The organism is Aeromonas sp. 604176 (genome assembly GCF_049170755.1).
GTDB lineage: Bacteria > Pseudomonadota > Gammaproteobacteria > Enterobacterales > Aeromonadaceae > Aeromonas > Aeromonas veronii_A.
The window spans coordinates 1-12704 of the sequence record NZ_JAAKNE010000124.1; the positions used below are offsets into that span (position 1 = coordinate 1).

Genomic DNA, 12704 nt, shown 5'->3' on the forward strand with positions numbered 1-12704 from the left:
TGGCGATACCAGGCGGTGACGTTCTTGACGTAGTCGAGCCCCTTGAGACGCCCTTCAATCTTGAAGGAGCGGATCCCCGCCTCGATCAAGGCCTCCAGGTTGTCGGTCTGATCCATATCCTTGAGCGACAGCAGGTGGCTGTCGGCCACCAGCACTTCACCGTCCGGCTTTTGCAGTGAGCAGGGCAGACGGCAGAGCTGGGCACACTCACCTCGGTTGGCGCTGCGGCCGGTGCGGGCATGGCTGATATTGCACTGGCCGCTGTAGGAAACGCAGAGCGCGCCGTGGATAAAAAACTCCAGCTGCACATTGGTCGCCGCACTGATCTCGCGGATCTGCGCAAGAGACAGTTCGCGCGCCAGTACCACCTGAGAGAAGCCCACATCCTGCAGAAATTTCACCTTCTCTGGCGTGCGGTTGTCGGTCTGGGTACTGGCATGGAGCGCGATGGGTGGCAGATCGAGGGCCAACAGCCCCATATCCTGCACTATGAGCGCATCTGCTCCCGCTTCATATATTTGGTGAGTCAGCCGCCGGGCCTGCTCCAGCTCGTGATCGTGCAGCAGGGTGTTGAAGGCGACAAAGACCTGGGAGCCGAAACGGTGGGCGTGGCGCGCCAGCGCCTCGATATCCTCGATGGAGTTGCCCGCCGCACTACGGGCGCCAAAGGCCGGCCCCCCCATGTAGACGGCATCGGCGCCATGGTTGATGGCTTCGATGCCGTAGGCGAGGTTCTTGGCCGGAGCCAGCAGCTCCAACCGGTTGTTGTGGCTTAACGGGTGCTTGTTCTGGTGCATGGTCTCGGGATCAGGGCGGACAGAAAATGGGCGCTACTCTAGCCCATTCACCACCCGCATGCCTTGATCCCGCTTAAGGTATCCGCAAAATGCAGGATTAGATAACCACCTTGAGTGCCAGTCCCAGCAGCACCAGCCCGCTCACCTTGTCGATGACAAAGGATTTGGCTTTAAGCCACGCCAGCACAGGCCCGCGGGAGAGCACCAGCGCCACCAGCACGTACCAGACGGCATCGATCCCGCCCGCGGTGAGCATCATGATGCCCCCTTCGCTCCAACCGGTATCGGCCCGCACAAACTGGCTGAACAGGGCGATGAAGAAGACCGCCAGCTGGGGATTGAGAAAGGCCACCATAAAACCTTCAAAGGCTCCCTGCCGACCACGCCGCTGGTGAACCTCTTCACTCGCTTCACCACTGGCTGGTTTTGCCAGCAGGGCTTTCATCCCAAGCCAAGCAAGAAACGCTGCACCGCCGTAGCGGATCAGATCAAACAGGATCGGGGTCTGGGTGATCAGGATGGAGAGGCCAAGCGCGGTAACCAGCGCATAGATACCAACCCCGAGGCCGTGGCCAAGCGCAGTGGCGACGCCATGCCCCTGCCCTCCCTGCACCGTGTTGCGGATGATCAGCGCCAGACTCGGCCCCGGGCTGATGGCCCCCATCACGCAGATTGCGGCCAGTGCCAGCCAACTCGTCAGTTCCATGCATTTCCTCTTTATATGCTCGATATGATGACCTGCCTTCAGAGTACGGGCTGAGCCATTATGCCAGTAGTGAAAGTTATGAATAGATTCCATAACCAATGGCTATGGCACCACACAACTGACTGCGGCTAACCGCCGAGCTCGAGCAGCTTGCGACTCTCGCCAACGGTGCGTTGCAGATGATCCCGCAGGAATGGGTAGGCCAGCTCGCGAAACCAGCGGTGGGCCGGATCCTGATGGTGGCGCTGGTGCCACAGCAGATGATACTGCTGGTCGCGGGTAGCAAATGGCAGATCGACAAAGGTGAGTTCATGGCCGCAGGAGAGCTGCCAGGCGATATGGGCCGGGGTAGTCATCAGGCAATCGGTGCGCAACAACACCTCCACCGCCGCCTGAAAGAAGGGAACTCTGGCAAACCAGCGCCGCCTCAGTCCCTGCGGCGCCAACACCTGCTCCACCGGGCTGTCCTTGTCGCCACCGCCACTCACCTGCAGGTGAGGCCAGGCGAGATAGTCATCGAGACTCAGCGCCTTGCCCGCCAGCGGATGGTGGCTTCCCATCAGCACCGCCAGTCTATCCTCCCCCTGATGCAGACCACGGATCTGCTCCGGTACCAGCTCGGTGATGGTGGAGACCAGATCGAGCTCGGACTGCCACAACTGCGGCAGCTGACGCTTGTCCCACAGGCTGAACTCCAGCGCCGCCAACGGCGCCTCTTTGGCAAGCGCGGCACAGATATCGGGCAGGATATGCTGGGCCACATAATCAGAAGAGGCGAGCCGAAATACCCGCTCGCAGCGGCTCGGGTCAAATCCGGGCGCCTCGTAGAGCCGCTCCAGCGCACCGAGAGAATCCGCCAGCTGGGCGGCCAACAATTCGGCCCGTGGCGTCAGCAGCCAGCGTTGCCCCTCCCGCACCAGTAACTCGTCATCAAACTCGCTGCGCAACTGGGCAAGCTGCTTGCTGATGGAGGGCTGACTCAGGTGCAGCAGCTCGGCGGCGCGGCTGATATTGCGGGTCTCCAGCAGCACCTTGAGGGTCGGCAACAAGTTGAGATTGGCTCTGAGCAAGGAGATACCCTCATCGGTGGTGAAACGCCTATCTTAGGGCAGATGAGTCCCGCGTTTTAAGCAAAATTTCCAGCCATATTCCGCACGTTGCAGCCCTTTGCGACCAGATGGCACAGCTGAGCCCCCTGCACATAACCATGACCACAAGATGACAGTGGTTGTCTCGTACGGCATAATTGCACGATTTTCCGCCCGCGGGCGATCCACTTGAGAAGCGGTAACAAGATGAAATACGCCAATATCACCGGCTGGGGCAAATGCCTGCCTCCCTCCGTGCTGACCAACGACAACCTCAGCACCATCATGGATACATCAGACGAGTGGATCTATCCGCGCACCGGCATCAAGGCCCGCCGGATCTCCCATGTCAGCACCTCGGATCTCGCCACCCTGGCCGGTCGCCGCGCACTGGCCTGCGCCGGTCTGGAAGCCAGCGATCTCGATGGCATCATTCTGGCCACCGCCACCCCGGACAACCTGCTGCCAAGCGCCGCCTCTGCGGTGCAAAAGAAGCTGGGCGCCGTCAACGCTGCCGTGTTCGACCTCAACGCCGCCTGCACCGGTTTCGTCTACTCTCTCTCGGTCGCCACCTCGCTGGTGCAAACCGGCATGATGAAGAAGGTGCTGGTGATTGGTGCTGAGCGCCTCACCTACCTGCTGGACTGGGCGCGCCGCGATACCGCCGTGCTGTTTGGCGATGGTGCTGGTGCCGTAGTAATCGAGGCGAGCGAGCAGGAGTGTGGCCTGATCGCCAACAAGCTGGGTTGCGACAGCGAAGCGCGGGAGATCCTGCATGTACCGAACTTCGGTACCGACCGGGTGCGTTTTGCCGATATCGATGGCCTGTTCACCTTCAACTTCGAAGGGCCGGAGATCTTCAAACGTGCTGTGCGCGGCATGGGTGAGGCCACCAGCACTGTGCTGGCGCAGGCCGGTATTGCGCCGGAGCAGGTCGACCTGATCGTGCCGCACCAGGCCAATATCCGCATCATCGAGACCCTCGCCAAACGGATGAATGCACCGATGGAGAAGGTGATGGTCAACATCGAAAACTACGGCAACACCTCCGCAGCCACCGTACCTATCGCCCTGTGCGAAGCGCTGGAGCAGGGGCGCGTCAAACCGAATTCCTATCTGCTGACTGCCGCCTTCGGTGCCGGCCTGACCTGGGGCGCAGCCATCATCAAGTGGGGCGATCGTGTTACCCCTATCAACAAGTGCGAGGCCGAGCTGCCACCGTGCGACCAGAGCGCACTGGAACTGATTGCTCACGCCGTCGAAGGGTGTCAGAAGGCCCACGCCAACGAGGCCTGATCCTTATCAGGAGCCTGAATCCTCAGGCTCCTTTCTCCCACACCGCTCTCCCTCCCCCTTCGCGACACTTTTCTAACCTGACCTCTTGAGGCTCCGGCAATGCCCACCACATCCTGAGCAGAGAGCCAACTTCGGCGTGATGAGTCTGAGCGCATAAAAAAGTCCGGCGCCCCAAAGGGCGCCGGACTTTTTACTGCAACCGGAGAATCCGGTTCAGGAGGACAGATTACTCTGCGGCAGGCGCTTCGGCAGCAACCGGAGCATCAGCAGCCGGGGCTGCATCAGTCGGAGCGTTCGCTTCCTTGATGGAGAGACGTACGCGGCCCTGACGGTCCACTTCCAGTACCTTCACCTTGACCACGTCACCGATGGTCAGATGGTCAGCCACGTTCTGCACGCGAGCGTCGGTGATCTGGGAGATGTGTACCAGACCATCTTTGCCCGGCAGAATGTTGACGAATGCACCAAAATCGGCCAGACGGACAACTTTACCTTCATAGATGCGGTTCACTTCGATCTCGGCGGTGATGGCCTCGATGCGACGGATCGCTTCCATGGCAGCTTCGTTGGCCACGGCGGAGATACGTACAGTACCGTCATCATCCAGCTCGATGTTGGTGCCGGTCTCTTCGGTCAGCGCACGGATCACGGAACCACCCTTACCGATCACGTCCTTGATCTTCTCAGGATTGATCTTGATGGTGTGGATACGCGGTGCGAAATCAGAGATCTGGGCACGGGGAGCCTGGATTGCTTCATCCATCACTTTGAGGATGTGCAGACGGGCGCCACGAGCTTGCTTCAGGGCAATCTCCATGATCTCTTTGGTGATGCCTTCGATCTTGATGTCCATCTGCAGCGCGGTCACACCTTCGGTGGTACCGGCTACTTTGAAGTCCATGTCGCCCAGGTGATCTTCGTCACCCAGAATGTCAGACAGCACGACGAAACCTTCTTCTTCCTTCACCAGACCCATGGCGATACCGGCGACGGAGGCCTTGATCGGCACACCGGCATCCATCAGCGCCAGAGAGGAACCACAGACAGACGCCATGGAGGAGGAGCCGTTGGATTCGGTGATTTCAGAGACCACGCGCACCACGTACGGGAACTCGGCGGCGCTCGGCATCACGGCAGCAACGCCGCGCTTGGCCAGACGGCCGTGACCGATTTCACGACGCTTCGGGCTACCCATCATGCCGGTCTCACCGACGCAGTATGGCGGGAAGTTGTAGTGCAGCATGAAGCGATCGGCACGGTTGCCGGTCAGCTCGTCGATGTTCTGGGCGTCACGCTCGGTACCCAGGGTCGCAACGACCATAGCCTGGGTTTCACCACGAGTGAACAGGGCAGAACCGTGAGCACGGGGCAATACGCCGGTAGCGACAGACAGGGCACGGATCATTTCCGGATCGCGACCATCGATACGCGGCTCACCACGTACTACGCGACCACGAACGATGCGGCTTTCCAGGCTGTGGAACTCTTCGCCGATCTTCTTGGCATCTTCTTCCACGCCGGAAGCGATAACTTGCTCAACCACACGGCCCTTGATGGCCGCGATGGTTTCGTAACGAACAGCCTTCTCGGTGATGCGGTAAGCTTCACCCAGTTCGGCGCTCGCCAGCTCGGCAACCTTGGCTTTCAGCGCTTCGTTGACGGCGGGCGGAGTCCAGTCCCACGGCTTGGTGCCGACGGCAGCGGCAAACTCGTTGATCGCATTGATCACGGTCTGCATCTGCTCGTGACCGTATACCACGGCGCCCAGCATCACTTCTTCGGAAAGGATGGCCGCTTCGGACTCAACCATCAGTACCGCGTTGGCAGTACCGGCAACCACCAGATCCAGATCGCTCTGCGGCAGTTCGGTAGTGGTCGGGTTCAGCACATACTGACCATTCATGTAACCCACGCGAGCAGCACCGATCGGGCCGCCAAACGGGATACCGGAGATGGCCAGTGCAGCAGAGGCACCGATCATGGCAACGATGTCGGGGGATACGGCCGGATTCACGGACATTACGGTCGCAACGACCTGAACCTCATTGAGGAAGCCTTCCGGGAACAGCGGACGAATAGGACGGTCGATCAGACGGGAGATGAGGGTCTCGCCTTCGCTCGGACGGCCTTCACGACGGAAGAAACCACCCGGGATACGACCAGCAGCATAGGTACGCTCCTGGTAGTTGACGGTCAGCGGGAAGAAATCACGGCCATGATCGGCCTCTTTCTTGCCGACTACGGTCACAAATACGCAGGTATCGTCCATGCTGACCATAACGGCCGCAGTGGCTTGACGGGCCATCACACCGGTTTCCAGTGTGACGGTGTGTTGACCGTACTGGAATGACTTTACAATAGGATTCACGTGAATTTCCTTTTTACAATTTGGCTCTTTAAATTCGCGCACAAGTATACTTGATTCGATGCAAAAGGTAAGCGGCGACGCGAATTCTGTGAGGCAGGCAACGGCTTGAAGAGCAATAAAAAAGGGGAACCTGACGGTTCCCCTTTTTCGCGAAATCTGATGGTCGATTAACGACGCAGACCCAGCTTGGCGATCAGAGCAGCATAACGCTCGGAATCTTTACGCTTCAGGTAGTCCAGCAGCTTACGACGCTGGGAAACCATGCGCAGCAGACCGCGACGACCGTGGTGGTCCTTGGAGTGCTCTTTGAAGTGACCTTGCAGATGGTTGATCTGGGCAGTCAGCAGGGCAACTTGCACTTCGGGGGAACCGGTGTCGTTGGCGCAACGAGCGTTGTCAGCAACGATTTGAGCTTTGATCTCAGCATTTAGAGACATGGTAATACTCCAGTAGAGTGTTTAAAGGTTCACAGCCAATCTCTAATTCAGCCGTGAAATGAGGGCGGTATCATAATCGTCCCCGCCCCTTTTCGCAACGATAAAGAGGCGAAACGGGAAAGACGTTCTGATACCGCCTGAGGATCACTCCTCGTCGTGATAACGCACCAGTCGCTTGGGAGCGACGCGGCCATCATCATCAATCTCGCCAACCCCGATGAACTCGCGCTCCGGGCCGACCGTCATGCGAACCTGACCGCTTTGCGGCGCACCCGCCACCTGCACGGCCTGGCCCTGATTCACATAGGCAGCCACAACCGCCAGCATGTTCACCTCGGGCAAGCTTGCTACGGCGGTGTCCATCGGCAGCAACAGCGGATCCAGCTGCTCGCGCGGCGGGATGCTCTCGGCCTTGGCCTGCTCGAAGATGCACTCGAGTTGCTCCAGCGTCAGCATCCGCTCGTACGGATAGCTGGCCACCTGGGTACGACGCAACTGGGTCACGTGGGCGCCACAACCCAGCACTTCACCCAGATCATCCACCAGAGAGCGGATGTAGGTGCCTTTGCTGCAGTGCACTTCAAGGCGCACTTCATCACCTTCGAAGCTCAGCAGTTTGAGCTCGAATACGGTGATGGGACGGGCTTCACGCTCAATCTCGATGCCTTCGCGGGCATATTCGTAGAGCGGACGGCCGTTGTGCTTGAGCGCAGAGTACATGGAGGGCACCTGCATGATGGGGCCGCGGAACTGGTCCAGCGCCTCAATCAGGGTACCGACAGCCACGTTCACTGGACGGGTGGAGACCACCTCACCATCAGAGTCGCTGGTGTTGGTGCGCTCGCCCAGTTTGGCGGTCACCTCATAGCGCTTGTCCGCTTCCAGCAAATACTGGGAGAACTTGGTGGCCTCGCCGAGGCAGATCGGCAGCATGCCGGTCGCCAGCGGATCCAGTGCGCCGGTGTGACCGGCCTTGGCGGCGTTGTAGATGCGCTTGACCTTCTGCAACACATCGTTGGAGGTCAGGCCGGTCGGCTTGTCCAGCAGCAGAATGCCGTGCACATCACGGCCCTTGAAACGACGTCTTCGGGTCATCTCAGGCTTTATCCTCAGTCGTGTCATCCGGTGCGGATTCAGCTTCTTCATCACGGCCGGATTCGGCCATGCGACGCTTGTCTTCACGCACAGTGTTGGTCACCAGGTTGGAGAGACGCATCCCCTCGACCAGGGTCTGGTCGTAGTAGAAACGCAGCTCGGGCACCACGCGCAGACGCATGGCACTGCCCAGCAGACTACGGATATATCCGGCTGCTTCGGTCAGACCCTGCAAGCCTTCCTTGATGCGCTCGGCATCATTTTCCAGCTGCAAGAAGGTGACGTAAATCTTGGCATAGTTGAGGTCACGGGACACTTCCACATCGGAAACAGTCACCATGCCGATGCGCGGGTCTTTCACCTCGCGCTGCAGGATCAGCGCGATTTCACGCTGGATCTGCTGTCCGACCCGACGGGTCCGGCTGAATTCTCTGGCCATATTCTATCCTGCGATAAAAGGGGGCCGCGGCCCCCTATTTTGTCTAACTCTCGGCTTACAGAGTCCGTTGGATTTCAACAGTCTCGTAAACTTCGATCTGGTCGCCTTCACGCACGTCGTTGTAGTTCTTGACCGCGATACCACACTCGTAGCCGTTGCGAACTTCGTTGACGTCATCCTTGAAGCGGCGCAGGGATTCCAGCTCGCCTTCATAGATAACCACGTTGTCACGCAGAACGCGGATACGGTTGGAACGCTTGACCACACCTTCGGTAACCATACAACCGGCAACTGCGCCGAACTTCGGAGACTTGAAGACGCTACGCACTTCGGCCAGACCGATGATCTCCTGACGATACTCAGGGGCCAGCTTGCCGCTCATGGCCTGCTTCACTTCGTCGATCAGGTCATAGATGACGGAGTAGTAACGCAGATCCAGGCTCTCGGATTCGATGACCTTGCGCGCAGACGCGTCGGCACGGACGTTGAAACCAACCAGGATGGCGCTGGAAGCAGCAGCCAGGGTCGCGTCGGTTTCGGTGATACCACCTACGCCGGAACCCACGATCTTCACCTTCACTTCGTCGGTGGAGAGTTTGACCAGCGCATCGCAGATCGCTTCCACAGAACCTTGTACGTCGGCCTTGATCACCACGTTTACTTCGGACACTTCGCCCTCGGTCATGTTGGCGAACATGTTTTCCAGCTTGGCCTTCTGCTGGCGAGCCAGCTTGACTTCGCGGAACTTGCCCTGACGATAGAGCGCCACTTCACGGGCTTTCTTCTCGTCACGGACAACAGTGGCTTCGTCACCGGCAGAGGGAACGCCGGAGAGACCCAGGATTTCCACCGGCAGGGACGGACCCGCTTCCTTGATCTCGCGACCCAGTTCGTCACGCATGGCGCGAACACGGCCGTACTCGAGACCACACAGAACGATGTCGCCCTGACGCAGAGTACCTTCTTGTACCAGTACGGTAGCAACCGGACCACGACCTTTATCCAGGAAGGATTCGATCACGACGCCGTTGGCCATACCGTCAACCACCGCTTTCAGCTCCAGTACTTCAGCCTGGATCAGGATGGCTTCCAGCAGATCGTCGATACCCTGACCGGACTTGGCAGATACGTGCACGAACTGGCAGTCTCCACCCCAATCTTCGGACATGACGTTGTAACGGGCCAGCTCGGTCTTGACGCGATCCGGATCCGCTTCAGGCTTGTCGATCTTGTTGACCGCAACAACCAGCGGCACACCGGCCGCCTTGGCGTGCTGGATTGCTTCGATGGTTTGCGGCATCACGCCGTCGTCAGCTGCAACAACCAGGACCACGATGTCGGTCGCCTTGGCACCACGAGCACGCATGGAGGTAAACGCCGCGTGACCCGGGGTATCCAGGAAGGTGATCATGCCACTGTCGGTCTGGACGTGGTAAGCACCGATATGCTGGGTAATACCACCGGCTTCGCCAGCAGCAACCTTGGCTTTACGAATGTAGTCCAGCAGCGAGGTCTTACCGTGGTCAACGTGACCCATGATGGTAACGACAGGTGCGCGCGGCTTGGCTTCGGAGGTCTCGTCACGATCGGACAGTACCGCCTCTTCCAGCTCATTCTCACGACGCAGCACAACCTTGTGACCCATCTCCTCGGCGACCAGCTGAGCGGTCTCTTGGTCAATCACCTGGTTGATGGTGGCCATGGCACCCATCTTCATCATCGCCTTGATGACTTCAACGCCCTTGACGGCCATCTTGTTGGCCAGCTCGGCCACTGTGATGGTCTCGCCGATGACAACGTCGCGGTTCACCACGGCAGCCGGCTTGTTGAAGCCATGCTTCATGGCGTTCGGGGTAGCGACCTTGCCACGTTTGCCTTTACGGGCACGCGGATCACGGGAGTTGCGATCATTGCGATCATCATCGCGACGACCCGCCTTTTTCGGGGCCTTGACAGCGGCGGCGGCAGTACGGCGGCTGGTCTCTTCTTTGCGATCCAGCTCGTCTTCTGCAGCTTGCGCATGCTTGTTGGTAGTCAGGTGATAATCGCTGCTCTCTTTTGCACGAGCGGCTTCTTCTTCAGCCCAGCGGGCTGCGTTCTGTTCCGCCATGATGCGAGCCTCTTCGGCTTTCTTCGCGGCGAGTTCTTCAGCTTTTTTCAAAGCTGTCTGTTCCTGTTGGCGCTTCAGTTCTTCTGCTTCGCGCTTGGCCATCTTTTCTGCCTCTTGCTGAGCTGTGCTACTGGCTGCTTTGGCGGGCTGTTGAGCCTGTCGAGCCTTTTGTTGTGCCTCGATCCGCGCCTTTTCCTCAGCTTCACGACGAGCCTGCTCAGCCTCACGGCGAGCCTTCTCTTCAGCGTCGAGGCGAGCCTTCTCTTCGGCTTCGCGACGAGCTTTTTCTTCTGCTTCCAAACGCGCTTTTTCCTCGGCTTCCGCCTGACGCTGTTCTTCTTCCAGCGCCGAGCGTCTTACATAGGTGCGAGATTTGCGAACTTCCACCTGCACTTCTTTGTTCTTGCCGCCGGTTCCCTGAACACTGATGGTGCTCTTGGTCTTGCGCTGCAAAGTCATGCGGGCAGGAGCGGCGACCTCGTCACCTCCATGCTGTTTCTTCAGGTGCGCCAGAAGAGTCTGCTTTTCAGACTCGCTGACCATGTCGTCGGCCTTGCTCTTGCTGATACCGGCATCGACAAACTGCTGGAGAAGACGATCAACCGGTGTGTCGATGTCAGTGGCAAGTTGTTTGACTGATACTTCTGCCATTCATTTTCCTCCGTTTGATCTTACTTAAGACTGCTCTTCTCCGAACCAACAGATATTGCGAGCAGCCATAATGAGCTCACCTGCCTTCTCGGCAGTCAGCCCTTCAATACCAGCAAGGTCATCAATACCTTGCTCAGCCAAATCTTCCAGGGTGCCCACGCCACGGCCCGCCAGAGCGTAAGCCAGTTCGCGGCTCAGACCGTTCAGATTGAGCAGCTCTTCGGACGGCTCAACGCCATCGAAAGACTCTTCTTTGGCCAGTGCCTTGGTAGTCAGGGCATCTTTGGCGCGCTTGCGCAGCTCTTCGACCATGTCTTCATCCAGACCGTCGATAGCCAGCAGCTCGTTGACCGGTACAAAGGCGATCTCTTCCAGGGTAGAGAAGCCCTCTTCCATCAGCAGACCGGCGAAATCGTCGTCAATGTCCAGGGTGCTGGTGAACAGGTTCATGATGCGGTCGTTTTCGGCCTGGTGCTTGGCACGCATGTCCTCAACGGTCATCACGTTCAGCTCCCAACCGGTCAGCTGGGAGGCCAGACGCACGTTCTGACCATTGCGACCGATGGCCTGAGCCAGGTTGGCAGCTTCCACGGCGATATCCATGGTGTGGTTGTCTTCATCAACTATGATGGAGGCCACATCGGCAGGTGCCATGGCATTGATCACGTACTGGGCCGGGTTGTCATCGTACAGCACGATGTCAGCGCGCTCACCGCTCAGCTCGGCGGAGACAGCTTGCACACGGGCGCCACGCATACCGATACAGGCACCGATCGGGTCGATACGACGATCGTTGGTCTTCACCGCGATCTTGGCGCGGGAACCCGGATCACGGGCAGCGCCCATGATTTCGATCATTTCTTCACCGATCTCCGGTACTTCGATACGGAACAGCTCTTTCAGGAAGTCCGGGCTGGAACGGCTGACAAACAGCTGGGAACCACGGGCTTCCGGACGCACTGCATAGAGCAGGCCACGGACACGGTCGCCCGGGCGGAAGGTTTCACGCGGCAGCATGTCATCACGGAAGATCACGGCTTCAGCATTGCTGCCCAGATCCAGGATGACGTTGTCGCGGTTGCTCTTCTTGACCACACCACTGATGATGGTGCCTTCTTTATCTTTAAACTGATCAACTACTTGTGAACGCTCGGCTTCGCGCACTTTCTGCACGATAACCTGCTTGGCAGTCTGGGTAGTAATACGGTCGAAGGTGACAGAATCGATCTGGTCTTCAACGTACTCACCGATCTGGATCTCCGGCTGCTCGATTTGGGCTGCTTCCAGAGTGATCTCGGCATAAGGGTTCTCCATTGCGGCTTGATCCGCAATCACCACCCAACGGCGATAGGTGTCGTAGTCACCGGTCTTGCGATCGATTTCAACGCGCACTTCAATCTCGCCTTCATATTTCTTCTTGGTCGCAGTCGCCAGCGCAGTCTCCAGAGCCTGGAAGATCTTCTCGCGGGGTACAGCTTTCTCGTTGGATACTGCGTCAACGACCAGCAAAATCTCTTTATTCATATCCGATAGCCTCGTTAACCAAAGTTCGGCACAATGTTCGCTTTTTGGATATTGGTGAAAGCCAACACTTCGTCCTTACCATCTACCGTCAGAGTGATCATGTCGCCCTGCACGGCTTTGATTACGCCTTTGAACTTGCGGCGGTTGTTTGTTGCCATCCGAAGCGTTACCGCCGCCTCTTGGCCAACGTATT

At 58.5% G+C, this 12704-nt stretch carries 10 protein-coding genes and 1 pseudogene; 1 reads left to right on the forward strand and 10 read right to left on the reverse strand.

Annotated elements, in window-relative coordinates; genetic code table 11:
* The 3 genes from G5358_RS17765 to G5358_RS17775 all read right to left on the reverse strand — a co-directional run.
* The coding region (locus G5358_RS17765; protein ID WP_421324608.1) for a peptidase U32 family protein at positions 1–797 on the reverse strand (797 nt) is incomplete at its 3' end.
* 97 nt (positions 798–894) lie between these two features.
* A complete protein-coding gene (locus G5358_RS17770; RefSeq protein ID WP_216951940.1) occupies positions 895–1503 on the reverse strand; it encodes a LysE family translocator in 609 nt (202 codons plus the stop codon).
* 128 nt (positions 1504–1631) lie between these two features.
* Positions 1632–2573, reverse strand: coding sequence for a LysR family transcriptional regulator (locus G5358_RS17775; protein WP_421324609.1), 942 nt, complete (start codon positions 2571–2573; stop codon positions 1632–1634).
* Positions 2574–2798: 225 nt separating this feature from the next.
* Between G5358_RS17775 and G5358_RS17780 the strand changes: the two genes are divergently transcribed.
* Entirely contained in the window at positions 2799–3887 is a 1089-nt protein-coding gene (locus G5358_RS17780) for a ketoacyl-ACP synthase III (RefSeq protein ID WP_421324610.1), read from the forward strand.
* A 226-nt stretch (positions 3888–4113) separates the two neighbouring features.
* Here G5358_RS17780 and pnp read toward each other — a convergent pair whose 3' ends face one another.
* The 7 genes and pseudogenes from pnp to G5358_RS17815 form a co-directional block, all read right to left on the reverse strand.
* Positions 4114–6255 (reverse strand): polyribonucleotide nucleotidyltransferase, encoded by a 2142-nt coding sequence (pnp, locus tag G5358_RS17785; RefSeq protein WP_337073533.1) that lies wholly within the window; start codon positions 6253–6255, stop codon positions 4114–4116.
* A gap of 167 nt (positions 6256–6422) precedes the next feature.
* Entirely contained in the window at positions 6423–6692 is a 270-nt protein-coding gene (rpsO, locus tag G5358_RS17790; protein ID WP_005338797.1) for a 30S ribosomal protein S15, read from the reverse strand.
* A gap of 144 nt (positions 6693–6836) precedes the next feature.
* Positions 6837–7787 carry a tRNA pseudouridine(55) synthase TruB gene (gene truB, locus G5358_RS17795; protein ID WP_005338798.1) on the reverse strand — a complete coding sequence of 317 codons (951 nt, stop codon included), beginning with the start codon at positions 7785–7787 and terminating at the stop codon, positions 6837–6839.
* A 1-nt stretch (position 7788) separates the two neighbouring features.
* Complete coding sequence (rbfA, locus tag G5358_RS17800; RefSeq protein ID WP_005338799.1) at positions 7789–8226, reverse strand: 30S ribosome-binding factor RbfA; 438 nt, start codon at positions 8224–8226, stop codon at positions 7789–7791.
* A gap of 55 nt (positions 8227–8281) precedes the next feature.
* Positions 8282–10987, reverse strand: coding sequence for a translation initiation factor IF-2 (gene infB / locus G5358_RS17805; protein ID WP_216951946.1), 2706 nt, complete (start codon positions 10985–10987; stop codon positions 8282–8284).
* Between the two features lie 24 nt (positions 10988–11011).
* The gene (nusA, locus tag G5358_RS17810) at positions 11012–12511 is read right to left on the reverse strand and encodes a transcription termination factor NusA (protein ID WP_421324612.1); all 1500 of its coding nucleotides are present in this window, start codon (positions 12509–12511) and stop codon (positions 11012–11014) included.
* Between the two features lie 14 nt (positions 12512–12525).
* Positions 12526–12704 (reverse strand): annotated as a pseudogene (locus G5358_RS17815) (ribosome maturation factor RimP); the annotation flags it as partial.

Excerpts from the sequence above, each read along its gene's own strand:
- G5358_RS17770 (WP_216951940.1), bottom strand. The coding sequence starts at position 1,503 with ATGGAACTGACGAGTTGGCTGGCACTGGCCGCAATCTGCGTGATGGGG.
- G5358_RS17780 (WP_421324610.1), top strand. The coding sequence starts at position 2,799 with ATGAAATACGCCAATATCACCGGCTGGGGCAAATGCCTGCCTCCCTCC.
- rpsO (WP_005338797.1), bottom strand. The coding sequence starts at position 6,692 with ATGTCTCTAAATGCTGAGATCAAAGCTCAAATCGTTGCTGACAACGCT.
- truB (WP_005338798.1), bottom strand. The coding sequence starts at position 7,787 with ATGACCCGAAGACGTCGTTTCAAGGGCCGTGATGTGCACGGCATTCTG.
- rbfA (WP_005338799.1), bottom strand. The coding sequence starts at position 8,226 with ATGGCCAGAGAATTCAGCCGGACCCGTCGGGTCGGACAGCAGATCCAG.
- infB (WP_216951946.1), bottom strand. The coding sequence starts at position 10,987 with ATGGCAGAAGTATCAGTCAAACAACTTGCCACTGACATCGACACACCG.
- nusA (WP_421324612.1), bottom strand. The coding sequence starts at position 12,511 with ATGAATAAAGAGATTTTGCTGGTCGTTGACGCAGTATCCAACGAGAAA.